This is a genomic window from Paenibacillus algorifonticola, assembly GCF_050481745.1.
In the GTDB taxonomy this organism is placed as follows: Bacteria; Bacillota; Bacilli; order Paenibacillales; family Paenibacillaceae; genus Pristimantibacillus; species Pristimantibacillus algorifonticola_A.
In genome coordinates this window covers 15,027-39,505 of record NZ_JBCNGR010000035.1, presented here as the reverse complement: position 1 = coordinate 39,505, position 24,479 = coordinate 15,027, and the positions used below count along the sequence as shown (strand labels likewise).

Annotated in this window: 19 protein-coding genes; 3 read left to right on the top strand and 16 right to left on the bottom strand. The window is 45.1% G+C overall.

Features of this window, described 5'->3' with window-relative positions; translation table 11 throughout:
* Positions 1-58: 58 nt before the first annotated feature.
* From ABEW34_RS24625 to ABEW34_RS24610, 4 genes are all read right to left on the bottom strand, one after another.
* Positions 59-1,402, bottom strand: coding sequence for an SCP2 sterol-binding domain-containing protein (locus ABEW34_RS24625; RefSeq protein WP_430162256.1), 1,344 nt, complete (start codon positions 1,400-1,402; stop codon positions 59-61).
* Between the two features lie 47 nt (positions 1,403-1,449).
* The gene (locus ABEW34_RS24620) at positions 1,450-1,866 is read right to left on the bottom strand and encodes a MarR family winged helix-turn-helix transcriptional regulator (RefSeq protein ID WP_430162254.1); all 417 of its coding nucleotides are present in this window, start codon (positions 1,864-1,866) and stop codon (positions 1,450-1,452) included.
* A gap of 173 nt (positions 1,867-2,039) precedes the next feature.
* The gene (locus ABEW34_RS24615) at positions 2,040-2,465 is read right to left on the bottom strand and encodes a MarR family winged helix-turn-helix transcriptional regulator (protein ID WP_430162252.1); all 426 of its coding nucleotides are present in this window, start codon (positions 2,463-2,465) and stop codon (positions 2,040-2,042) included.
* A gap of 131 nt (positions 2,466-2,596) precedes the next feature.
* Positions 2,597-3,355: an SDR family oxidoreductase gene (locus tag ABEW34_RS24610; RefSeq protein ID WP_430162250.1), complete on the bottom strand. Its 759-nt coding sequence runs from the start codon at positions 3,353-3,355 to the stop codon at positions 2,597-2,599.
* A 108-nt stretch (positions 3,356-3,463) separates the two neighbouring features.
* Between ABEW34_RS24610 and ABEW34_RS24605 the strand changes: the two genes are divergently transcribed.
* On the top strand, positions 3,464-3,937 hold the full coding sequence (locus ABEW34_RS24605; RefSeq protein ID WP_430162248.1) for a TetR family transcriptional regulator: 474 nt from the start codon (positions 3,464-3,466) through the stop codon (positions 3,935-3,937).
* 149 nt (positions 3,938-4,086) lie between these two features.
* Here ABEW34_RS24605 and nfsA read toward each other — a convergent pair whose 3' ends face one another.
* The 4 genes from nfsA to ABEW34_RS24585 form a co-directional block, all read right to left on the bottom strand.
* Positions 4,087-4,827 (bottom strand): oxygen-insensitive NADPH nitroreductase, encoded by a 741-nt coding sequence (gene nfsA, locus ABEW34_RS24600; protein WP_430162513.1) that lies wholly within the window; start codon positions 4,825-4,827, stop codon positions 4,087-4,089.
* A gap of 168 nt (positions 4,828-4,995) precedes the next feature.
* Entirely contained in the window at positions 4,996-6,099 is a 1,104-nt protein-coding gene (locus ABEW34_RS24595) for a Gfo/Idh/MocA family protein (RefSeq protein WP_430162246.1), read from the bottom strand.
* A gap of 163 nt (positions 6,100-6,262) precedes the next feature.
* Complete coding sequence (locus ABEW34_RS24590) at positions 6,263-7,387, bottom strand: NtaA/DmoA family FMN-dependent monooxygenase (RefSeq protein ID WP_430162244.1); 1,125 nt, start codon at positions 7,385-7,387, stop codon at positions 6,263-6,265.
* A 26-nt stretch (positions 7,388-7,413) separates the two neighbouring features.
* The gene (locus ABEW34_RS24585) at positions 7,414-8,448 is read right to left on the bottom strand and encodes an LLM class flavin-dependent oxidoreductase (protein ID WP_430162242.1); all 1,035 of its coding nucleotides are present in this window, start codon (positions 8,446-8,448) and stop codon (positions 7,414-7,416) included.
* Positions 8,449-8,638: 190 nt separating this feature from the next.
* Between ABEW34_RS24585 and ABEW34_RS24580 the strand changes: the two genes are divergently transcribed.
* On the top strand, positions 8,639-8,992 hold the full coding sequence (locus ABEW34_RS24580; RefSeq protein ID WP_430162240.1) for a winged helix-turn-helix transcriptional regulator: 354 nt from the start codon (positions 8,639-8,641) through the stop codon (positions 8,990-8,992).
* A gap of 217 nt (positions 8,993-9,209) precedes the next feature.
* Here ABEW34_RS24580 and ABEW34_RS24575 read toward each other — a convergent pair whose 3' ends face one another.
* The 6 genes from ABEW34_RS24575 to ABEW34_RS24550 form a co-directional block, all read right to left on the bottom strand.
* Positions 9,210-10,202: a LacI family DNA-binding transcriptional regulator gene (locus ABEW34_RS24575; RefSeq protein ID WP_430162238.1), complete on the bottom strand. Its 993-nt coding sequence runs from the start codon at positions 10,200-10,202 to the stop codon at positions 9,210-9,212.
* Between the two features lie 48 nt (positions 10,203-10,250).
* Positions 10,251-11,339 (bottom strand): glycoside hydrolase family 172 protein, encoded by a 1,089-nt coding sequence (locus ABEW34_RS24570; RefSeq protein WP_430162236.1) that lies wholly within the window; start codon positions 11,337-11,339, stop codon positions 10,251-10,253.
* A 14-nt stretch (positions 11,340-11,353) separates the two neighbouring features.
* Positions 11,354-12,187, bottom strand: coding sequence for a carbohydrate ABC transporter permease (locus ABEW34_RS24565; protein WP_430162234.1), 834 nt, complete (start codon positions 12,185-12,187; stop codon positions 11,354-11,356).
* Position 12,188: 1 nt separating this feature from the next.
* The gene (locus ABEW34_RS24560; RefSeq protein ID WP_430162232.1) at positions 12,189-13,064 is read right to left on the bottom strand and encodes a carbohydrate ABC transporter permease; all 876 of its coding nucleotides are present in this window, start codon (positions 13,062-13,064) and stop codon (positions 12,189-12,191) included.
* Between the two features lie 106 nt (positions 13,065-13,170).
* Positions 13,171-14,505 carry an ABC transporter substrate-binding protein gene (locus ABEW34_RS24555; RefSeq protein WP_430162230.1) on the bottom strand — a complete coding sequence of 445 codons (1,335 nt, stop codon included), beginning with the start codon at positions 14,503-14,505 and terminating at the stop codon, positions 13,171-13,173.
* 55 nt (positions 14,506-14,560) lie between these two features.
* Positions 14,561-16,024, bottom strand: a complete 1,464-nt coding sequence (locus tag ABEW34_RS24550; protein ID WP_430162228.1) for a GH32 C-terminal domain-containing protein — start codon at positions 16,022-16,024, stop codon at positions 14,561-14,563.
* 192 nt (positions 16,025-16,216) lie between these two features.
* On the opposite strand from ABEW34_RS24550, the gene ABEW34_RS24545 reads away from it, so the two are divergent.
* Entirely contained in the window at positions 16,217-17,098 is an 882-nt protein-coding gene (locus ABEW34_RS24545) for an ROK family protein (protein WP_430162226.1), read from the top strand.
* A 93-nt stretch (positions 17,099-17,191) separates the two neighbouring features.
* Here ABEW34_RS24545 and ABEW34_RS24540 read toward each other — a convergent pair whose 3' ends face one another.
* Entirely contained in the window at positions 17,192-18,646 is a 1,455-nt protein-coding gene (locus tag ABEW34_RS24540) for a GH32 C-terminal domain-containing protein (RefSeq protein ID WP_430162224.1), read from the bottom strand.
* A 121-nt stretch (positions 18,647-18,767) separates the two neighbouring features.
* Positions 18,768-24,416, bottom strand: coding sequence for an S-layer homology domain-containing protein (locus ABEW34_RS24535; RefSeq protein WP_430162222.1), 5,649 nt, complete (start codon positions 24,414-24,416; stop codon positions 18,768-18,770).
* Positions 24,417-24,479 lie beyond the last annotated feature (63 nt).

The window sequence follows — 24,479 nt, the reverse complement described above, 5'->3', positions numbered from 1 at the left end:
TTCTCCAATCATGCATCGGATTCAACCCCCTACGCATAATAGTGTATACACACTCCTATTAAGCAAAGCATTTCTCAAAGTTCATTAACAATTTGGGGTTCCCTTTGATCCGAAGTTTTCTTGTCAGCAATGCCGCAGCTACATTTTTTTCCTTCCCCACGATCTTAAGCCATGTTTTGCTATCCACCGTAATCCGAATATCCGGCTTGCCGTGAAAACCGTCCCGAATCTGGAGCTTATTGTCACGAATGTCGAATGTCGTTTGTCTCCTTTCATCTCCGGTGAATGTAAAATGATAGGTGCTGTTTAAACCTGTTGCCTGCTTCGGCTGGAATGCATGAGGCATCAGGGTGATCAATAGGCGGATCGTGTTCGGCCTGAGTCCATTCCCGACGCGTTTTACCGTTTTATGGGGAAAACGTTTCATGACATACGCTTCCGCATCGGAGCCCGGGGTTACATAAATCGTCTCCTCTTTTGCCTGCAACGGCTTTAATATATCATTCAAGAACCCTTTACGGTCTTTCAGAAACGGCCCGATCACATCATCGCCCGCCGGACAAACCGATAAGCAATAAGCCGCTTTGTAGTTAGCCCCAAAACTCAAACTTTGCCACCAGGAAGCCGTTTCGGTTGCCGGTACTTCATTCCGGAACTCTTTGAAGTTCTTGCTGTCCACGACCGTTTCCATAAAGTCGCCGAAACCGCCCATAAACTCACGATAATTGTGCGTAGCGCATGAAGAAAAATTAAATTGTCCGTCCGCACCGATCGCGCCCACAGGACAGGCAGATACGCAAAGCTTGCATTCCAGACACGGGTTGTAGTCAATCGGCCGGTCTTCCTTGTTGACCCTAGCATCGATCATAACGGCGCCAAGCAGAATGAAGTTTCCGAATTTCGGATGAATCACGTTGCGATGGATGCCCATATGGCCTAACCCTGCCGCAACGGCTACAGGTTTGAGCGATACGACCCAGGCCTTTCCGGGAAATTTATCCATCTCCATCGGGAAACCCATGGCTGCATTTAAAGCCCGTATCCCTCGCGCTTCCAATGCGGACACGATGTGATGAGCTGTCTCCGCTACCTTATCGCCCGTATGATGAAATTCAATATTGGCAAGGGATCGTGCTGGTGTGCGGATCGGTTCTCGATTCATTTTGGCAACGAAACTGATCATCGTCTTAGCATGCGGAAAGGCGGACAGAATGTCATCACGCTGATCATCCAATTCGGAGCGTTCAATGGATATAACCCCGACATCGTCAGCTCCGGCCTCTAGACACAATTCTCGTATCCACTCATAATCAAGCGTTTCGTTGTCAAGAGTGGCGGATTGCGCAGAGGATTCGTAGTAACGCACAACTGTGGGATGTTTTTTCATATCGGCCACTTTCATCTATCCTTTCTAATTACGTGTATATACACCTTTTTGGTGAAAAAAAATTAATCTCTCCTGTTCAGCTTAACGACATCAGATAATTGACCAAGCAAGGCTTGATAAGGGTCCTCGCCCATATAGTCTCGAATACGGGTTTGCGCCTGTTCCCATAACGGCAGCGTACGCTTAAGAAGGTCCTGTCCATCGGGGGTCAGAGCAATAAATCGTTTCCTGCGATCCTCCCCTTCCGTGATCGACACCCATCCCTGTCTCTCAAGCGGCTTGAGATCCCGTGGCAATGTGGTCCTATCCATCAGAAGTATTGCGGAGAGAGATGTAATGGTGACAGACCCGGCCTGTTCAAGTGCCATCAGGATAGACAATTGGGTTGCCCGAAGCCCGACTGGTCTTAAATATTCATCATATACACTGGTAATGAAGCGGGACGCTTTTCTTAAATTCAAGCAAGCGCACTCTGCCATATAATCGGTCGTCCCTGAAAAATCTGAAGTTGAATTATGTTTTCTCATAAATGCGAGTATATACACATATTGTGTCGTTGTCAATCTTGATAATCATCTTAAACCTGGACGGATCCTTTTTATGTAGGGTGGAGAACTGACCTTCCATAAATATATATTGAAGTAATAGAGAGTCATACTATATTCCTCTCCATTTGTTGCATTAAATGTCTTAATATCAACCGATCTTCCTTAGAAATGGATTGAAGCAATTTCTCCTGCTGCTCCCTCCATTTCATCTCAACCGGTATTTCTAATTCTTTTCCTTTGTCCGTTAGAAAAATACGCATGATTCTTGCATCTTGTACATCACGTTTACGATATATAAATCCGTTCTGCTCCAGTGATTTAACCATGTTCGTTACCGTTGGCGGTTCGCACTTCAAGTGTTCACATAGTTGCATCTGTGTTACCCCATCACCCAACCACAGACGATACAACAAATTATCTTGTCCTACATAGAGATTAAGTTCCCTAAGAGATTCACTATAATTTCGACGCATTTGGAAGGAAATCCTATCCAACGACTGTCGAATATCACAATCTACTGCATCTGTCATGAATTATCCCTCCCAGTCATCCTATTGATATTTAGCAAACTAAATGTATCACGGTGATATAGAGGTGTCAATTTACCTTAGAGCTGCGCCTATTGGGGCAGCTCTAAGGTCCATAGGACTTTGTTCGAAACTTATTTTTTTGCTGCTTGGGTCGCCATATCGTTAAGTTGCGTTACAAAAGCTCCTTCATTCGGGCCTTGATTATCACGAATCATTTTCGCTTGTTCCACTAGAACCTCTTCAGCATCCGTACCGAGTAATCTTATTGCTTCTTCAATGAATGCTTCAAGTGGCATCGCATGCGGATCGTCACTAAGACCTGTCATGAGTTCCGTTTGAACCCCAGGTGGTATGATTTCTAATACTTTTACTGTTGTATCTTTAAACAAATAACGTTGTGATAAGGTATAGGAATGGAGCGCTGCTTTGGTCGCCGAATACACCGCAGTCGCTGCGTACGGAATAAACCCGACCGCAGAAGTCGTATTAACGATCACAGCTTTTTCTTTAGACTTCAAATGTTCGATTAATGAAGACGTCATTCGAATTGGTCCAAGCAAGTTTGTTGAGACCGTTGAAACCAGAACCTCTTCGTTAATCACACCCGCAGCCTCATCAAAAGGCATGATTCCGGCGTTATTAAATAAGACATTCAAATCAGGGAAGTCCTGAATAAGCTGCTTAGCGGTTGCCTCAATACTGGAAAGATCCTGTATGTCCAGTTCAACTGCAGACATTCCGGGATTAGCACTTAGTACTTCCTCCAGACGCTCTTTTCTTCTTCCCGAGATGATTACTTTGTTTCCAAGGTTGTGTAAAGCTTCTGCCAATGCACGTCCAATTCCTGAACCGCCACCTGTAATGAAGATCGTGTTTCCTGTAAGTTTCATTTGAAATCCCTCCAATATTTGGTTTTTAATTACTTTTAAACTTTATTACATTGTTAGATGAAATCGGTACTTACTATAGAATCCATTTTCGAGTCTCTTTTCGAACTGATGGAAGAAAAAGATTTTGATAAAATCACAATACAAAATTTAACGGAACGGGCCCAAATCAATAGGGCAACTTTCTATGCTCATTTCCAAGATAAATATGAATTGTTGGATGAGATTATAAGAAAATCAGCGGAAGAACTTATCCAACAACATACTAATGGTGTGTGTGCATTTACAAAAGACAATATGATGCAATTAGTACTCGCAGCATTTGAATATCATCAACAAGTCAAAAAGAAATGTCGCCGGAACTATAACAAAATTATTCCTCTACTCTCTTCAAAATTAGTCAATGCACTAAAGCATTATTTGAATCTTTGTATGCAGGAAATATACTCTGATGAACGTACTTTGTACGTACAAATCTATGCCAACATGATTAATGAAGCAGTTACTCTTCATACTGCTGAACAAACTAAACTAACAGAACAAAGTGTAGCAGAGCATATTGTTCAAATGATACACCTGGACTAATCGGAAAAGCGGAATTATCCCTTTCAGTCGTCCGAATGATATTTAGCATACTAAATGGATCACGATAAATTAAAGTTTTCAGTTTAACTTAGAGCTATCGCCTATTGGGGCAACTCTAAAGTTCAGGAAGTTTGGCTTAGTCGTAAAATTTATTTTTTAGCAAATCCTTGCTTTTTCAAATAGTCCATCACTTGAGGTTGAATACTTCTCTGGAGATGATCCTGAATGTGGTCACTCCATCCTTTTACTTTTTTCACGGTGAAAGGGGCTTTCGTCGGTCGATTTTCATAATACTTCAACATCGTTTCATCATAGGCAGCTAATTTATCTTGATCTAGAGATTGATACTGATTTTCAAGTAATACCATGGATTGAGGCAGCCGAGGTTTCAGCTCAGGTTTATCTCCAGCTGGATGACCGATGCATAGCCCCACTAATGGAATCACATACTTCGGTAAACCCAAAACGTCGGATAGCTCGTTCATATTTGCTCTGACAGCACCAATATACACCCCACCGAGCCCCATGGATTCGGCAGCGGTTAACGCATTCTGCGCCATCAGTCCGGCGTCAAATGAACCGATTAACAAAAATTCAATATATTCGATATCCACTTCTGGAGCAATTTGATGATTGCGATAGAAATCTACACAAAAGATCCAGAACTCTGCCGCCTCTTCAATATATGGTTGATCGACACAGAGATGACTGACTTTTTTTCGAAGAACTGGATCTGTGATTCGAATAATGGACACAGCCTGCAGAAGACTGAACGATGAAGTTTGACTAGCTGCCTGAAAGATTGCATCTCTTTGTTCCTCTGTCAGGGGTTGAGATGTGTAAGAACGAAACGATGTATGGTTATGAAGTAATTCAAGCGTATGATTCAATAAAATCCTCTCCTCGATTCGTTTATGGGCCAAGAGTGGAATCACCTTTTGTAGCGCCATAATAATTGGCCTGCTAATGTACCTTTAGATTAGGAGTGTTTGCAAACGTTAAAAAATCCGCAGCTGCAATGTGCTCGCTTGTTCTCTGCGGATTCGAGTTTTTAAACATTAAAAATATTGACGTTCACCATTTTGTGCTGATTTATCGACGGCATCAAGTAACTGATGAAGCTTGACCGCATCCGCGAATGTAGGTGTTAAGGACGTTCCTTCTTGAATATCTTGACCGAACTTACGATAAGCCTGAGCCATATTCAGAACAAATCCTGAGTCGTCTTTAAGGGAATCTGGAACCCGGTAATAGGAATCCGGAATGGTTAGATCACGAAGCTCGTTGTCAGTAGGCCCTGCTCCGCGTAATTGATGTGATCCGAATTGAATGGATGCAGGTGCACTCAGCACGATCGTGCCCTTGTCTCCAAAAATTTCAAGCATTAGCCCTGTCTGATGTTTGACTCCACCTTGAATATGAACACTGGCTGCGGCACCACTCGTTAATTTTCCTGCAATCAGTATTTGATCATCTGTCGTCTTCTCAATGACTTCCTGAATATCCACCAGCTCGACTTCAGGAAACTGCTGTGCTGTGAGGGCAGAAAGTTCGGTAAAGTCCCCAAGCATGTAGGTAAATGCATCCAGATTATGTCCACCTACAATGGTCAACAAGTTCCCTCCAATCTTTCGATCAAACAAGTACGCATTGGACTTGTCGCTCACGCCACCCATGCCATCAATGGAGATCTTTAAATTAGCAGACAACACTTTCCCAACATAACCTTCTGCCAATAAATCTTTCACATACTGAACGGCCGGGGCTTGTCTGGCCTGTAATCCAATCGCATTTGGCAATTGTGCGGATGCTACCCATTCCTGCATTTCAAGTGCTTCACCTGTATTTGATCCCAGCGGCCATTCGCAATAGATCGGTTTTCCAGCAGGCACAATGGCCTTAACGGCATTATAATGTTCCTTGACATTAATACTGACGACGACCATGTCCACATCAGGATGTTGAGCCAGTTCCTCCATTTTGTCAAAGCCGTGATTTGCGTAGAAGGCTTCTGCGCTTTTCTTCGCACTCGCCATGTTGCTTGTCCCCACTGCTGTAAGCTCAAACTCATCTAAATGCTTAATGGCTGGAATATGTGTACCGCTCGCCCAACCATTATTAATTGAAGCACCTATGATTCCTGTACGAATTTTATTACTCAATGTAAAACATCTCCCTTATTTTAAATGTATTCTCCAAGCCGATTCTGATCTACAACAGATCAATCACCCCTGTCATTGCAGCTGAGATAATGGGATACTCAATTCCTAGTATTCAATAATTCGATTTTTCACCATTCATTTCTCTTCTTTTTTATCTGATTTATTATTTTTTATACCTGTTTTCAGGGTATGGCAGTTCTAAATTACCTCGTAGTGTGTTGTCCTCATATTCCTTTCGGAATATGCCCTTATCTTGCAAAATAGGTACAACTAATTGAATAAAATCCTCAAACCCTGCCGGATAGTCTTGTCTAATCAGCAATATATCCATAACGCCTGCTCTATACCAATGTTCTATTTTTTCTGCAACATTCTCAGCGGACCCCATCAATATGGGTTTTGGCATGCGATAACCTTTAGGCATCCATGATTCTATTTCCCTTAACTTATCTAATGCTTCTTTTTCCGTTTCGCCAACTATGGGGCTATGTGAAGGCATAATCAGTAGATCGTTTGGTGAACGTCCTTGATTTTGCACTCTTTTTTTGAGTTCAGAAGTGAATCCTTTAAGATAATCAAAATCACCTGGCGCCATGATGACTTCAGCATGCTTTGCAGCTACATTCATGAAGTCCAAGGAGGTGCCGGCTTGAAAGACGACCGGTCTTCCTTGTCGAGATCGACTAACATTTAATGGCCCCTCCACTGAAAAGTAATTCCCGGCGTAATTTATTGGATGCATTTTACTGGGATCAATAAATATCCCGCTTCCTTTATCACGTATGAAAGCATCGTCCTCGTACGAATCCCATAGGCCTTCAACAATCTCTAAAAACTCTTTTTTCATGGGGTAAAGATCTGCTTTTCTTAAATGGGACCGACTGTAATTGGCTAATCCCCCTGGATTGGAGGTGATCGCATTCCATCCTGCTCGGCCTTTGCTAATCTTGTCCAGCGAGGCTATCTGCCTGGCAACCGTAAATGGATCAGCATACGAAGTAGCTATTGTTGCAACCATGCCAATGGAGTGAGTCACCATACTCAATGCAGACAATATAGATACGCCCTCAAACATGCTTAGATAGTGTGGGATCATGCCAGGTCCAATATGGCTGACGTCAGCTAAAAAAATGAGATCAAACTTACCCTGCTCAAGCTGTATGGCTTTTTGAACGTAATAATCAACATTTTCACTGGCATCTGCAGGAATATCGGGGTGGCGCCAACCCGTGTGATTCCAACCAACGCCATCAATGATACCACCTAATTTAAGTTTTCTTCTTTCCATTGTTGGGTGGTCTCCTTTACGCGAATTCATTGCTCCCCCTGCAATAAACCTAATTCCTTTGCCAATAATTCATGCCCTTTCTTTCGGCTTTCTTGATTAGGATAAAAGTCTGCAATCATGATTTCATCCACTAAACTTGCTTTCGCCATTTGTTGCAGCTGCTCAGCAACCTGCCCAACACTTCCAATCACAAAACGTTCTTTATTTCGTTCCCTGGCCAGCTCTTCATGAGGAGTGTATGTGTGATTTTTGGCATCTTCAGGTGTAGGAAAAGTAAGATTCCTTGTCCCTGTGCTCATCTGGGCCCACATTAACTCCGCTGGTCCTGCTATATATTGAGCCTCTTCTTCCGTCTCAGCTGTAATAACGATTGTCGTTAACATACTTTGGGGTTCACTTAAATACGACGAAGGTTTAAAACCCGCATGATAAGCTCTTAACATGGGAATAGCTAGTTGTGGGGCCAAATGAGCAGCAAATACAAACCCTAATCCTTTTTCCAAGGCAAAATGCAATCCACCCTCGCTAGATCCCAACATAAACATATCTGGAACCATTGATTTATCACCAGGAGGGTTGATGTGACTAAATGGGTGGTTTTCTTCAAAGTTACGGTCAAAAAAGGAAAGCAGGTTATCTAATTGCTCAGGAAAATCATTAACCTCCATTAATTCTCGTGATCTTAACAATGCCAACATGGTTCTGCCATCAGTACCCGAAGCCCTGCCAATCCCGAGGTCAATACGCCCTGGATATAATCCTTCGAGAAGAGTAAAGTTCTCCATCACTTTCAAGGGGCTGTGGTTAGGCAGCATGATTCCCCCGGAACCTACTCGAATGCTTTTGGTGTGCGCTGCTGCATGCAGGCTCAGCAAGTCTGGTGAAGTACCCATCAAAGTTGTTGTGTTATGGTGTTCAGTGAACCAATACCTGTTGAACCCCCACTGTTCTGCTAATTGAACCATTTCCGTCATGTTTTGAAGACTTTTCGTAGCCTCAGTTCCTTTATAGATATGAATAAAATCCAAAATCGATAGTTTTAGTCTATTGGCTGAATTCACTTATCAATCACTCCTTTCTGTGTTATATTTAATTAGCTTGCTAAATATAAATCCGAAATTTCATTTAGCTTGCTAACTGTTTGCTTTTGTTCGATGACATAATCATAAAATCATTAGGTTCATTTGCAAAGAGGGCAATATAGATGAACCTAGTACAACTATTTGCACCTTTAGAGTGGGAGTGGTAATAATGAAGGTTTGTAATGAAGGATTTGAACAAGAATTTATGGATGAAAATAGAGACATGTATGCGATAGCCTTAACTCAAAATGTCCTATCAGGACGTTGGAAATATTTTATATTATGGTATCTAAAAGGAGAAAGACGCCGTTACACGGATATAAAAAAATTTCTCGGAGATTTATCACAGGGCTCGCTCACAAAGCAGCTTAAAGAGTTGGAGAACGATGGAGTTATAAAACGTGATGTTTATCCAGAAGTTCCTCCGCGAGTAGAGTATTCGTTAACAGACAAGGGAAACAAATTACTACCGATCCTTGAAAAAATGGAGGACTTCGGTAAAGAATACGGTGAAAAACCTTAATCTCCAAGCCACCGCTCCGCCCCTTGCTTTCACTCGCCTCCATGCTTGCCAGATGATATCGCCACAGTGCACTTTGTGACTTGGCTCCTACCTCGACCGAACTCTCACCGGCTAGTTGTGCCTAGCTTCGCTAGTCATGCTATTTAGAAAAAGGCTGCCGAAAATTTCTCGACAGCCCATATCCTCTCTAACCTTCGCGCGTTTCTGGTTCGCTTGTTCAACTGGTAAACCTTACCATTAATTCAATAGGGAACATCCTGTCGACAGGATGAGCAGATTCCCCCTTCGTTTCAATAGATTGAATTATTAGCTCAGAGGCATTCTTCGCCAGATCGTTAATCGGATGCCGGATCGTGGACAGACTGAGCAGCTCGGATACAGTCGGCATATCATCCACACCCAATACCGCAAGCTTCTCCGGTATGGACAGATTCAGATCCTTACAAGCCTTCAACACCCCAATGGCAGTGATATCATTGAGGCAGAACAACGCCTCCGGTAGCTTGTCATTCTTGACCAACTGCATCACAGTTTCGTACCCGAAGCTTTCTGTCATATCTCCTGTAATAACCGTCGTCAGATTCCCTTTCTCCTGAAGAGAGCGGGAAGCACCGTTCAACCTATCGTCGAAACCGGGAACCTCACCATGTGGATAGGTCAGAATGATAATTTTCTGATAACCCTGAGACATTAAATGGTCCACTCCCGTTTGGCCGCATTGATAGTCATTTACCCGGACAATATGGGCTCCGTAGGATAGATTATGCCTGCCAATGGTAATTACCGGTACGTTGAGTTCCATGAGTCTGGGCATGAATTTTTCTGTCTCCGAGGTGGCCTTTACGATAATTCCATCGACCATTTGGATATTCATGAATATCTCATCAAAGTCCAGGAGGATCAGCTTGTAGCCCATAGTCTTCAGTTGTTGCTTCAACACCTTGGCAAAATGCAAGAAATACAAATCTTCAAAATAACCATCGTATGTACTGTTTGACAGAACCAGTCCGATGGTATGCATTTTGCCGGTAATCAGGCTTTTGGCAACGGGATTTACCTGATATCCGAGCTTGGTGATCGAGTCGCTTATTTTATCTCGGGTCTCCTGACGCATCCGGTGAAAATTGCCGTTCATGAAATGGGAGACCGTTGCAGGCGATACGCCCGCGTCTTTGGCGACCTGAACTACCGTAACTCTTTGTTTTGCCATTTGATGCACCTCTGCGAATTTACTTGGACAACGCCTTTACCTACGCAGTTATCGCGGACGTCTATCCATTACTGCCGGAAATTCCGGGAACGCCTGATGCGGCTCAGTCTGATACCAGTAGCTTACTGAACTAATATCGTCACTACGTTCAAATAAGGCTTGGCCATCATGCCCTATTTGCTGTACGGTCACCTTCAGATCCTCTTCGAACAGAACTGGATCCAAGACGTGCCAACGATAGAAGCCCCGCATCGGGCACGCGGCTCCGTCATAAATATGTGACCGTGTATTGTCTCTCGTCTCAAAATATGGGAAGCCCATAAAGGGAGTCGAATAGGTCTGCTCCTGTACCGGGTTTCCGTTATCATACTTTACAAAACCCCATGCACCGCCGAAATAATCCTCGGCCCCGGTACCGCAAATCGTCGGCCAATCTTGGTCGCCGTCGATATAGAATTTCACTTCTCCTTCACCATACCAATAACGGGATAGAGAAGTCCAGGACATATAGGTACCGATAAATTTGCCTCTTCCTTTAATTCCATCAATAAGAGTGTAATCCTGCCTCAGCACTGTGGGATTTTCTCTGCGGAATTGCGCATGAAAATACTCAGTATCCTCCTCCAATTCATCTACCAACAAATAGTCGAATTGATAGAAAAACGCCTCAATACTCTGCGGATGTTCATTCGTAATCGTTACTTTGGCAGCTTGGCGGAAGGGCATGGCAAAGTAGCTGTTCATACCGCCGACCGGATTAACGACAATCGGCAGTGAATTGACAACCGTACGTGCCCCAAAGCCATTGCAGAAGAAATCGCCCAGCGGTACTTCAACGGATGGATGTTCTTCATTGTCCCAGTACATGCGCAGCACAAGATCGCGCAGGACGAACCAGCCCGATTCGGTCTTATCTGTAACGGTCATCCAGATATGCTGAATGATTCCGGGACCTTCAATATCAACAAGCGTTGCGGTTTCTCCCTGCGCTAGCGAGATGAACGCTTTTCCTTTGCGGGCAACGCCAAGGGGGCCTTCCGCTTTACCGCCCTGCCCTTTGAGACCCTGCGGATTCTCCGCCGTAATCGCTCTGCTCCTACCTTTCATTCTACCAAACAGCTGATTCATGGATTGCATGTTTAATCGTCTCCTTATCCTTTAACTGCGCCATCAGATACACCGGCCATCACATATTTATTCAAGAACAAGTACGTAACAATAATGGGAATAATGCTGATGCTGATTGCTGCAAAAGTCTGGCCCCAGTCTGTAGCCCCAAAGGCACCGATAAATTCCTGCAGCCCAACGGCAATCGTCTTGTATGCCTTATCATTCGTGAACGTATTAGAGAACACGAAATCATTCCAGATGAAAATAAAGTTAATAGATGCCACCGTAATGGTGGTATTAATCGTAAGCGGCGAAACAATTCGGAAAAACAACTGAAAAATGTTGCAACCGTCGATTACTGCAGCCTCTAGGAGTTCACCTGGCACATATCTGTAGAAGCTGGTGAAGATCAGAATAGACAATGGCAAGGCAAAACCAACCTGAGGCAGGATCAGCGCCGCATACGAATTGAGCAAACCATAATCTTTGTACATAATAAACAGAGGAATCAGCGTAACCTGAATCGGAATCATAATGCCTATCGTGAAGAACAACAGCAGCTTCGAATTCAGTCGGTTGATCATTTTGACAAGGGCAAAGCCTGCCGTCGCGCTCAGAAACACAATCAGTGCGAGACAGGTAAACGTCACAATAGCGGTGTTCTTGATATACAGCAGCAGACTGCTCTCCCGGAATACACTCGCATAGTTTTCGAACGACCAGGATGAAGGCATTGCAAATGGCTGTGTAGTCAGCTCGATGCTCGACTTAAAGCTGGACAGCATCAGCCAGACTACCGGATAGATTTGAATCAGCATAATCACAATGACCAGTATATACAAAAGAGAATAGGAGAGCTTTTTTTTCGTAGACATGTCAGGCATCTCCTTTCCTTGAATTAAAAATAGCCCGTATGAGCAATACTGCGAGCAGACTTTCGATAACGATGAACACAGCAATCGAGCTTCCGTACCCATACTGGATGGTGGAGAACGCTTGCTTATACATATAGGTGGTAACTAGCTCTGCCGCTGACCCTGGCACACCGATAATGTAAGGAATATCAAAGCCCCGCAGAGCCCCAGTGGTACACATTATCAAAGACAAGCTCAGCACATGCATGATGCTCGGAAGCTTAATATAACGTATCAGCTGCCAGCCGTTTACACCGTCAATCCTAGCAGCTTCTTCGATTTCTTTGGGGATCGCAATCAGCGCCGCATAAAAGATAACCATATACATCCCGATAAACCTCCATCCCTCAGGGATGGATACGGCGATCAATGCCGTATGGGGATTTGAGAGCCAGGCGGACTGGAGATGGCTCAGGCCCACCCAATCCAGGAACATATTCAGCAGACCAATAGGCTGAAGGGAATAGAAATTACGGAACATTTGCGCAATAGCTACGGTTACAACAACCGCCGGCAGATAATACAGTGTTCTGAAGATTCCTGCACCTTTTTTGACATAGGAGAGCATCAGGGCAAAAAACAAGCCGATGAACACCTGCATAAATACTACTATCACCACATATACCAGATTGTTTTGCACAGCATTCCAGAAATACGAATCTTTGAACATCGCGATATAGTTATCAAAGCCGATGTAACTTGGCTCCTGAATGCCATTCCATTGCTGAAACCCGTATCTAAGAGACTGGACAATGGGGACAAAGACCGTTCCCAAATAAAATATTAAGGCTGGCAAGATAAAAATTAACCACGCTTTTTTGTCTTTAAGCACATTCATATAGGGTCACCCCGCTTGTGTAATCACACTAATATTGACAAAAATCTCCACCCGGCCTTAGATGTCCAGGCGGAGAATGATCAAGCTATAAGAAAATCTAATATTTTTATTTACTGGCTGTATTCTTGGTAATGGCATTATCAATCTGCGCAGCAAAATCCTCTGGTGTCATAAAGCCCATGGTCAGTTTAGTAATCAGGTCGCTCATCACCGAGTTGGTATTCGGATCAAGCAAAGTATCCCAAGGCTTGGCAAACTCCGAGCCATAATTGTCCATGTCTTTTTTGATCCGCAGAAATAGCTCGGAAAATTTGGATTCATCATCTATAGTGAATTTAAGCGGTGACATTTGTTGTTTGGCCACATAGACATCGCTATAATTTTTCAGCACATAGCTAAGGAATTCTTTAGGCAGTCCATCGAATGTTTTCGCGGAAGCCCCGAGTCCGATGCCGCTGTTGCCGAAAAATTCATTATCCGGTGTGACCGCATTGCTGGCGGTAGGCAGATAGAAATAATCCACATTGCCCTTGAGTCCTTCCGGAAGACTATCTTCCACAAAGGATGGTATTTCCCAAGTTCCCATGTTGTACATGGCAGCCTGACCGTTCAGGAACAGATTTCTGGCTGTCGTATAATCGGTGGTAGCGAATCCATCTTGAAAGTATTTTCCGATTTGAGAAGCGAAGTTAGCCGCCTGCATACCTGCCGCATCAGACATTTTGGCTTTGCCTTGACTCAAATCCCGGATGAACTGATTGCCTGTAGTCCGGAAAGGGTACATAGCCGCATAACGCAATACCGGCCATACATCAACGCCGTCTACAGCGATAGGCGTAATCCCCTTGCCTTTAAGTGCTTCGCTGACCACAAGCAGATCATCGAGGGTTTTGGGTATTTCAAGGTTGTTGTCGGCAAATATTTTTTTGTTATACCATGTCATTTCCATATGGTATTCCATCGGCAGAAGGTATAAGCTTCCATCTGGGAGTTCCTGATATTTAAGCGCAGGCTCATAGAACTGGTCATATAACCCCTCTTCCTTTAGGAATTTCTCCATGTCCACCAGCAAGCCCGCGTTTACAAGTTCCTGAGCGAACGGATCGGCATCACTGTCTATGAAATCCGGCATCTGCCCTGAAGCTACCATCGTTCTCAGCTTGGTCAAGTAAGAAGGTCTATCTGCGGTCACCTGAAGGTCCAGTTTAAAGCCGGGATGGTCGGTGGCGAATCGATCGGCTAGCTCCCGAACCGTCTGGACAATGGCCCCATTCTCTGGTCTGGCCGAGAGCCAGGTCACCGTTTGCTCCTTAGGCGCATTCGAGGCACCCGCATTGTTTGAGCTATTGTTGGCTGCGGAGCTGCCGCATCCTGCAAGAATAGTTGCTGTCAAGGAAAAAACTGCAAGACCAGTGATAACTTTCGACATTTTTTTTGTCATATTAAAACCCCTCCAATAAATTATTCCCCATAAGAGTCGTGATAACTTTTGTCGGTTAAAGCTCAGCATTTGTCTTCATTGTGATGTCCTGAACTTTTACTGCCCCTTCATTTACGAAAAAACCAAAATGACCGTCCTTGAAGTTATAAATTCGCGTTGTCATGGCAACTTCATCATTGACGTACAGGCATAGAATATCTTCTTCGAGAATCAACTTAAAATGAATCTTGCTGTGTCTCGCAAAATCAAATGGACGTTCCAGCTCAATCATTTGCGGCTTGTCCCCGGCAATCTGCCATTGAAAGAATCCCGGTTCTGTTCTTGGCCACATATCAAAGGCAATCCGGTTATGAAAAGGATCAAATTTAATGAAGTAACCATTGTCCAGCACCGTATCCGTGCGAACTGCAATGCCAAAGTCCTTCACACGCTGCCAATCCGTAAAGGAAGCCTCAAGCATGACCTGAGAAGGCAAAGAGTTAAGCACGCTATAAGCCAGACCATCCGGGGAAGATAGCTCCAGCCTGTTTTCCTGCTGAATGCAATTTTTCTCCTCTTGCTTCAGAATTTCCTCTTGCTTGTTAAAATGTCCATATATGGAAGTCGGCATTCTCACAAGTAATTCTCCACGCTCATTCTGGTGCAGCTCATGGACAACCAGAGTGCCCGCCCACTCCCAATCCCCAAAATCATTCGAGCCCTTCTTCGATGGAACCCAGCCAAAGGCATACCGTTTCGCGCCATCGGAAGCTGTTTTGGCTGCATAAAATCCTCTACCGTCAAAGGTGTCCAACGTCGGTGATGTGTACAAACCATCAATTGTCTTACTCTTTTTATAATGGGTGACGAACTTCTCACTGAAGGTGGAGTAGATCAGGTAATGCCAATCCCCCATCTTGAAATAATCGGGACATTCCAGCGTAATGTATTTGTCCGGGCTGTAGAAGGGTTCATGATAATTCCAGTTCACAAGGTCATCAGAAGTCAGAAGTGCGATGCACCCGCCTCTTTTCTCGGTAGAGTTCATTCCCCTGGAAGTAACCAGCATCCAATATTCCTGCTTCTCTTCGTTGAAGAATACAAAGGGATCACGCCAATCAAATTGCTCATAGATCACTTCATCCCCGTACAGTTTAAAGCCGATATCCTTCGTCCAATGAATGCCGTCAGTCCCCGTTGCCCGCAGCACAACTTGTAAGGGCTTACCATCCTTACAAAACGCAGGGTTTGGATTATGTCCCGTATAGAAAAGATGGTACATGCCTTCCTTGTCCTTGATTACAGAGCCGGTATACGCATTCCTGTCAAGAGCGGTTTCATCTCCGTTCGGCAGAACCTCTCCGTGATCCTCAAAATCTAATCCATTTCTGGTAGCTAACAAATTCCATGAGGTATGGTTTCCATAGTCCCCCCCCTCTCTCTCATCGTGAAGATAGTAAAGCTTGTACTCCCCATTGTCATAAAACGGAATCACATCACCAACCCAGCCGTTCGCAGGCTTGTAGAATATTTTTTTCATTTTCATCATCTCCATTAGTAAAACGTTTTACAAACATATAGTAACACGAATTTCAGTCTTGTCAACGATTTCATTTGTTTGTATAGTAGGATTATTAGTAAGAACCACATTTTTAAAATTACATTTTAGTAAATCGTTTACCAACGAATACAACTCGGGAAGTTTATCCTTTCCTAACAGAGGAGACGTATCATGATTATTGGGGCAATTGAAGCAGGAGGAACAAAATTCATCTGCGGATTGGGTAATGAGGAAGGTGAAATTCTGGATCGGATTAGTTTTAAAACGGAGACTCCGGAGAAGACACTGCAACAAGCCGTTGATTATTTTAAGGGTACAGGCTTGGAGGCTATTGGTGTCGGGACATTCGGGCCGGTTAATTTGGATCTATCCAGCCCCTTGTACGGGCATGTGACCACTACACCAAAGCCGGACTGGGGCGGTTTTGACTTCGTGGGGTTTATGAAACAGTATTTCCCTGTGCCGATTGGGTTCGATACGGATGTGAATGCTGCCGCACTTGGTGAAGTCCAATGGGGCGCGGCTCAGGGCTTGGACAGTTGCGTCTACTATACAATTGGGACAGGTGTTGGAGTAGGCGTATATGCAGAAGGCAGGCTAATCCACGGACTTGTTCATCCCGAAGGTGGTCATGTCCTGACTCGGCGGCATCCAGAGGATCGCTTCGAAGGCTTATGTCCATATCATGGCGACTGCCTGGAAGGATTGGCGGCAGGCCCAGCAATCGAGAAGCGCTGGGGTGTCAAAGGTAGTACGTTGCCAGCGGAGCATCAGGCATGGAGAATAGAGGCCTATTATTTGGGTCAAGCCATCGCGGGCGTGATTCTTCTGTTATCTCCGAAGCGTGTAATCCTGGGCGGTGGCGTGATGCACCAGAAACAACTGTTTCCACTGATCCGCAGAGAAGTCCGTCAGGCTCTGAACGGCTATGTTGCAACGCCAGCAATTCTGGAGTCATTGGATACTTATATTGTACCTCCTGTCCTAGGTAACAATGCGGGCTTATGCGGGGCTCTGGCGCTAGGGATCAAAGCTGTGAAGGGATGGGATTAAGAGGTTATACCATAAGAACCGTTTTACAATACCGGAGGCTGCCCGTTATTAGATACGGACAGCCTCTCGCTTGAATCAGAAAGCCTATTCGAATCAGCTTTCCTCCTTGACCTTTATTTTATCATTCTGGGGAGTTTCAATCTTAACGCGCTTAAATTCCGCTGTGCCCTGGCTGACGAAAATAGCCAGCTTTCCATGTTGAATGTCGTACATTCTGGCACTCATCGCTACGTCTCCGCCAACATATATTTCGCAAATCGTGCCATCCATAAATATCTTTAACTCATATTCATGCTCTGGCAGCAGCTTGAACGGACGCTCCAGTTCCACCTCGTACGGGAAGGTTTTGCCTCCTTCTTCAGATTGCATAATTGGCCCGCGGAAGGTAATTCGGCTACGTTGAGGCTCAATCGTGATGTAATAGGCAAAATCCAGACTTTTACCTGCCCGAATCATGAACCCCAAGCCCTGGGTCGACTCCGAGAAACGAACGGCTGCAGAAATCTTGCACAAATCTGGAAGCTCCTCTTGTGTGATACAACCGGCAAAGGCATATGGAGATGAGCTGAGTAGTGTATCATCCGTAATCGACCAATCTCCAGTGATTCCCTCAAAATTCACGGTTAACTGCTTGGTAAAGGCAGAGTCAACTGTTTCGGGAACGTTGACGCCAAGCGTTCCATCCGGACGCTGAATAATTTCGTGCACAATCATATTCCCCCCCCAATCCCAAGTATCATAATCTTTGCCTGAAGCTTTTGGCGGGTTCCAGCCAAACAGATCGTCATTTTTTGTTGGATTCCAGCCGAACAAATAACGTTTCAGACCATCCGACGCCGACTTGGCCGCATAATATGCGCGTCCATCAAAAGCCTCTTCTTCTGGAGTTATCCAAGGGCCATTTAAAGATTGGCTCATCCGATAAAAGGTGCCGAAACGCCCCGTATAAGAAGAATAGATTAAATACCACCAATCTCCAATACGGAACAAGTCTGGGCACTCATGCGCGCCTACATGCAGGTTCGGAGCATACAACGGCTCGCGGTACTCCCAATGCTTGAGATCTTTGGACGAAAGCAGACCCGTGCAGCCTTTCCGGTTTGTCGGTCCTTTGGCCAGAGCAGCAATTAACATCCAGTATTGACCTTCTTCTTCATTCCAGAAAACAAAGGGATCACGCCAGTCTGCCAGCTCATAAATCTCGCCATCCGGACCAAAAGTATCTTCAGGAATGGGCTCCCATGTTTTTAAATCCTTGCTGACGGCATGACAAGCAAACTGCTTTCCTTCAGGAAAAATACAGTAGAACATATGATAGACATCGTCAACTTTTAGAATATGGCCGGTCCCGCCTTCAATCTTGCAAGCTCCATCTTCTCTGTAATGCACGAAATCTTTTGTTCCAAGCAAATGCCAGCCATGATCAAGGCCTTCCTTGTGGTTGTCTCTCCACCCATGCAGATAGAACAGCTTAAACTCTCCATCTTCATAATAGGGAATAACGTCTCCTACCCAAGCATCATCTGGACGATAAAAAAATTCCTTCATATATAATCCTCCCCATTCTATATATAGCCTCTCGGCATTCGCAAGGTTTACCCCGATGTAAAATTGAGAAAGTCGGAGAAAAAAATGATATTTCTTTTTTTCTCTGGCTTTCCTTTAGCAGTTATTGATTGACTTTTTCAAGCAACAGAGATGCGACTTGTGCACTTTCTGCACGGGTTACTTTTTCATGCGGCATAAATAATTGATTCCCTCGGCCGCTGATTAATCCAAGCTCCTGTAGGACAGCAACAGAATTTGCAGCCCAACTGCTGATGGTACCGGCATCCTTAAAATTACTCAAGCGATTAATGGCGCTGCTCTGTTTTGTATGGAATAGATATGCTTTGTAAATCATAGCCGCCATTTCTTCACGGCTTATGCTTTGCTCTGGTGCAAAGGTGTTTATGCTTCTTCCGGTGACAATTCCCGCTTCATATGTTGCAGCTATAGAAGCAGCGTACCATTTCGTTGGGTCCACATCCTTGAATATGACTGAGTGAGCCGGTGTTATTCCGAGTGCACGAGTGATCAAGGAAGCAAACTCAGCCCGTGTCACGTTTTGTTTTGGTGCAAATGCCGTATCGCTTACACCAAAGACCATTTGTTTGGCAGCCATCTTTTGAATCTCCTCATGGGCCCAATACGATGCAGCAACATCTTCAAATGACTTGTCATAGATAAGGACGCCAAATTTACTGAAATGATTCACTTTTGAAGTCCATTTATCCCTTGAATAGCTTCCGCCCCTATACTCGAGGTTCCCTTCATCGGCGATGGAATAAATGCCTGTCAGGTGCTGGCGGGAATTCGCCTGTGCACTCATCCTTATTGTGGCGAATGTAGAGAATTTATTAAGCGTAAGCGCGGTACCGTCGGCCTTCACGATAGATAATTTAAATTCATAAATCTCCCCAGTTGCAGAGATGTCTGCGTGGTTTTTCTGTACTGCCCGTGCAAGTAGTTCCTTGCTCTGCTCGGAAGACAAAGGTTCCATTTCAAAAGAGATTTTTGCATGTGCAAGCTCACTGTCCGTGACCAACGCCTGTAATTCCTTTAATACGTCTGCGGGAATTTCAATTTCCACATCTGTGCTTTTAATCTTTAAAGCATTTTTGCCGTCATTTGCCGGAATGGCGATTGGAAACAGCACCTGCCGCTCTCCCTTTGCCATCTCGAATGACAATTCACTCTGATTCTCCGGTTTGTTTACCGAAATTACAGGCTGACTTGGAGAAGGGGTTGGATTAACCGGATTCTCCACCTTAACCGGTACATTGAAATCATCGACGTTAATATGTCCGAAACCGCCTGCGGATTGGTCAACCACCTTGAGGTAAAGCTCCTGGCCGATATATTGCGACGCATCCCAAATCTTACGTTGGTACTCCTCATAATTTGTAGCAGTCTCTTTAAATAGTTCTTTGCCGTCCGATGCCCGGACCAACGCAACATACAGCTTATCGATATCACGCCCGCCGCTGACCAGGAAGTTGATCTTGCCATTCCCGCCAAGAACGAAATTCTGTGATTTTAGCGTTCCCGTTAAGCTGTCACCGCCGGCTTCCTCATTGAAGCCCCACAAATGATAGCCGCCCGGAATTTTATGCGACGGATTGAAGTAGATCGTGTCCCAGAAAAACTGAGCATCGGTCACATGGACATCCTGGAAAGCGTCTCCTTCTGTAATCCAGCCTGTTAAGTCGCCTGTGGCAAAATCATGGTTAGGCAGATCCGTAATATCGGTGTACACGGAGTTATCCCAGTCGTCAGGCACATTGACCGGAGCAGCCGGTTCACCCGTCAAGGCATTCATATTCCATACTTCCATCGACTTGACCGTAATATCGTTGTCAGCCCAGACTTGCAAGCCCAAGGAATCGTATCTTCCTACGTAGACACGTGTGGTCAGTTTTTTCTTGTTATTGGCAAAGGCTTCAACAACCGAGCGGTCCAGGAAAATGTGCAGCTTCAGGTTCTCTCCGTCCAGATCCACATATCCGCCTTGGATGCCATCCACGCGAACATCCGGATCAATGCTGCTCTTGGTCCGATCTACATTGAAATTCCCATCCGTCTTGTCATAGTAAATCAGCGTTTCCTCCTGGCCGTTATCGGAGCGCCGCACCTTAAGACCGAATTTCTGAGCTTCACCCGGATCAATTTCCATCACGATCTCCAGCATGTCCCCTTTGACATTTTGGATCAATTGATTGGCAGTCTGCAAATTTTCGTCTGCAAATTCAACCAATTTAGCACCTCGTAGACTTTGCAATTCTTGAATCGGCTCAATGCGTAATTCATCATGCTCATCCAGACTCAGTGAAACCGGCAGTGCCAGATTATGAGCCCATCCAGCTTGATATTCAGCCTGCGGCGTTCTTACATTCTGCACCATGGAATAAACGACCGTTCTTCCGTCGGGGGTGACCATACCGCTCTCTGCGGTTAAATAGCCATCGCCCACATCCATTTTGGAAGGTGCATCCTGATCAGGTATAAATTTAAAGTTATCCCGGTCCCAGGTTCCAATCCAGTAAAACACCTCAACATCTCTTTGCACATCATTCGCCGGCGGAACCTGCTCCGGCTTTTCATGGGGATTGATTATGAAGATATACTTTTGTGTGCCCATGCTATCCTTGCCTATCGGCAAGAGTACCGGCAGTTCCCATACCGTGCCAAGCTCCGGGTACAGGCTTCTGTCACTGACGTATATTGGTCCCTTATACTCCCAGTTGTACATGTCGTCAGATACGTATACCAAAGCTGTTCCACTGCTGAAGTCTTGAAGACCGGATGTTACTAGCTGATACCACTTGTCCGTCTCTTGGTCATACCATACAAACGGGTCTCTGAACTCGTTATGAATACCGTTTCCATTCTGCTCTGTAACCGGTTCAGGATATTTCTCCCACTTCTCCAAGTTAGGGTCCGACAAATCGGCCGGAGTTGCCAGCCCTGTTCTTTGGTTCGGCGTTAGAGAGTCATTGCCTGCTGTATAGAAAAGAACAGGGTTACCGTCCCGGTCATAGGCTGCACTGCCTGACCATGCACCATCCGGGTCAAGGGTACCCGCTTCAGGCGCAAGCGCAGGTCTCACATTTTCCCAATGCACCATATCGTCGCTCACCCAATGTCCCCAGTGGATTTGATGCCAGTATGGACCTTGCGGGTTATGCTGATAAAACAAATGATATTTGCCGTTATAATAAATCGGTGCATGCGCTTCATTCATCCAGTTTTGTGGAGGCATCGCATGGTACTGCGGACGGTGCTGATCACCGTCGAACACACTGGGATCCTCATCAATATCCCCATTTGGAATTTCCGGAACCGTGCCGCCGTGGAGCGTCTTTACACTCTCATATTCAGCAAGGATCTCTTGATCTGTGAGTGCTTTATTCTGCAGTTTCACTTCATCGATGAGTCCACTGAACATATTGTAGGAGAACAGGCCTGCCAGCTCTACGGGTTTATTATTTTCCCCGATAATCAGGCTTTCCGCAGAAGGTGTGATCGGAACGTTGACAGGGGTTGCTTGGGATGCTACTTCCTGACCGTTTAAATATAATTTAATGACTCCCTCCCTTTTATCGAACGTAGCCGCCACGTAATTCCACATGTATTTCTCAAGTGGATGATCATTAACCCATACCTGAATCCACTGTCCACCAATACCGACCTGCATCGACCAACTGCCGTGCCGGTACATCCCAAGGGCAAAGCCTTCAACCTTATCTTGATCGGACTGATTTACAATTGCAGACAGCTTGCTGCCGTCTCCCCATTCATAGCTGCGCGGAGCAACCCAGGCTTCAATCGTTAACGCATCGCCTACTGGAATGGTATCCTTAGCATTGACCTCAATATCATTCGAGTAGCCGTCAAACAGCAATGCGCCGCCTTTTACTCCGCGCGGAGTCCATCTTGGATCTTTGGAGTCCATGTATCTGGCGTTGTTAAATACATAGTTCACATCATGCTCTAGACCGCTTACTTCCTCAAGCGCCTTTTTTCCTGCGCCTTCATCAAGATTCATGTAAAAAATAGTGCCCGCATTATTGGCTTGAAAAGCATCCACGGAAATACGGGCTTGACTGGATTGATCGACAACCTTGATATAAAACTTCTTATTGTAGTGTTTCTGCATTTTCCAGGAAATCTTCTCATTCGCACTGACATCCCCGGTCTTCTCAAGTAGCGCATTAGTGCTGGCATCATATAGTGCGACGTAAGCATCTTCTGGATTGTCGATGCCTAAAACGGTGAAGGTAATCGTTCCGGTTCCCTGAAGCATGAAGGTACTGGAGATTATAGAGCCGACTTCTTCCAAGATAGACTTGGCAAAAAAGCTGCCTTCTTTGCCAGCCCCGGCTTCATCAGTCACTTGAAAAGCATCACCATCAATCGTCCAGCCCTCGAAGTTTCCGTTTTCAAAACTGCGGTTTGCGATTTCGGTCGGGATAATGTTATCCACCATGATTCCATCTTCTGGTACGAGTTCATTGAAGGTGTTGAAGGCATCCGCAAAGATCACTCCCCAATCCGAAGCTGCATGATCAACGACTTCAAGATACAGTTTTTTTCCGATATGCTTGGAGAGATCGGCTTTATATTGCTCCATATTCGCAAGTCTCAAGCCCTGTGCCGGTTCTGGGAAACCCGACTCGTTAAACGCTGTATTTCCGTACCTGGCAATCAATTCGCCAGTGTCCGCTTCGATGACGCTCACATATACTTGATCCATATGCTTGCCGCCGCCTAGTCTGAAAGTAATCCATCCCGTTCCCCCCAATTCAAAGGTACTGGAACGAAGCACGCCAGTTGCAGCTTCGGGATACTTCCAGCCATTTAAATGATAAGCGCCTTCCTGGTTGTACGGGATTTGTTCATCCCACCAGGTAGTTTCATCGGAAACGCTGTTTGGCCCGAATGCTTCGCCTTCTACAACGGTCCATCCGGTCAAATCCCCAGTTTCAAAGCTTGGATTCTCGATTTGATATCGCTTGAAATCCGGCTTGATATCTGTAGCAATGATGCCTTCGGCAGGCTCGGATTCATGATACATAAAGAAAGCATCTGCAAAAATCAATCCCCAGTCTGAGGTTGCATTATCTACAATCTCTACGTACAGCTTCTTGCCTAAATAATCGGATAGATTTGCCTTATACTGCTCCATATTGGCAAGCCGCATGCCCTGAGCGGGATTCGGAAAGCCTACGTCTGCAAATGCTTTATTGCCATATCTGGCAATCACTTGACCGGTATCCGCTTCCACGATATTTACATATACCTTGTCAGGATTTTTTGCACCGCCAAGCTTAAAGCTGATCCAACCGCTACCGCCCAGCTCAAAAGTGCTAGAACGGAGCACACCTGTCTCAGCCTCATTATATTTCCAGCCGTTTAAATGATAATTCCCCTCTTGGTTATAAGGAATTTGTTCCGACCACCAAGTACCCTCTTCTGATACGCTGTTCTGACCGAAGGCTTGACCTCTGATAACTGTCCAGCCTGACATGTCCCCAGTTTCAAACCCTGGGTTCTGAATTTGATAGACCGTATCCGTGACAGATGCACTCAAACTACTACTTGGACTCTGATTGACCGCATCTGTAACAGACGATCCCATATCCACTATTGGAGCAGAAGTATCTGTTTCTGTTTCTGCTGCGGCTAAAGCCGTAATCCCCGGAGTCACTAGCTGAAGAAACAAAACCCCTATAATCAATTTGGAGATCCATGATTTGCTTCTTTGTTTGTCTATCACGAATAAGCCTCCTATGTTATTAAATTGTAAAATAAAGCGCTTCCAACAAGGTTTTTTGCTTGA

What these genes read in the sequence shown, in the direction of transcription:
- ABEW34_RS24570 (WP_430162236.1), bottom strand. Translation starts at nt 11,339, where the DNA reads ATGCAATCCATGAATCAGCTGTTTGGTAGAATGAAAGGTAGGAGCAGA.
- ABEW34_RS24615 (WP_430162252.1), bottom strand. Translation starts at nt 2,465, where the DNA reads ATGACAGATGCAGTAGATTGTGATATTCGACAGTCGTTGGATAGGATT.
- ABEW34_RS24610 (WP_430162250.1), bottom strand. Translation starts at nt 3,355, where the DNA reads ATGAAACTTACAGGAAACACGATCTTCATTACAGGTGGCGGTTCAGGA.
- ABEW34_RS24550 (WP_430162228.1), bottom strand. Translation starts at nt 16,024, where the DNA reads ATGAAAAAAATATTCTACAAGCCTGCGAACGGCTGGGTTGGTGATGTG.
- ABEW34_RS24565 (WP_430162234.1), bottom strand. Translation starts at nt 12,187, where the DNA reads ATGTCTACGAAAAAAAAGCTCTCCTATTCTCTTTTGTATATACTGGTC.
- ABEW34_RS24620 (WP_430162254.1), bottom strand. Translation starts at nt 1,866, where the DNA reads ATGGCAGAGTGCGCTTGCTTGAATTTAAGAAAAGCGTCCCGCTTCATT.
- ABEW34_RS24605 (WP_430162248.1), top strand. Translation starts at nt 3,464, where the DNA reads ATGGAAGAAAAAGATTTTGATAAAATCACAATACAAAATTTAACGGAA.
- ABEW34_RS24590 (WP_430162244.1), bottom strand. Translation starts at nt 7,387, where the DNA reads ATGGAAAGAAGAAAACTTAAATTAGGTGGTATCATTGATGGCGTTGGT.
- ABEW34_RS24575 (WP_430162238.1), bottom strand. Translation starts at nt 10,202, where the DNA reads ATGGCAAAACAAAGAGTTACGGTAGTTCAGGTCGCCAAAGACGCGGGC.
- ABEW34_RS24625 (WP_430162256.1), bottom strand. Translation starts at nt 1,402, where the DNA reads ATGAAAGTGGCCGATATGAAAAAACATCCCACAGTTGTGCGTTACTAC.
- ABEW34_RS24540 (WP_430162224.1), bottom strand. Translation starts at nt 18,646, where the DNA reads ATGAAGGAATTTTTTTATCGTCCAGATGATGCTTGGGTAGGAGACGTT.
- ABEW34_RS24555 (WP_430162230.1), bottom strand. Translation starts at nt 14,505, where the DNA reads ATGACAAAAAAAATGTCGAAAGTTATCACTGGTCTTGCAGTTTTTTCC.
- ABEW34_RS24560 (WP_430162232.1), bottom strand. Translation starts at nt 13,064, where the DNA reads ATGAATGTGCTTAAAGACAAAAAAGCGTGGTTAATTTTTATCTTGCCA.
- ABEW34_RS24545 (WP_430162226.1), top strand. Translation starts at nt 16,217, where the DNA reads ATGATTATTGGGGCAATTGAAGCAGGAGGAACAAAATTCATCTGCGGA.
- ABEW34_RS24580 (WP_430162240.1), top strand. Translation starts at nt 8,639, where the DNA reads ATGAAGGTTTGTAATGAAGGATTTGAACAAGAATTTATGGATGAAAAT.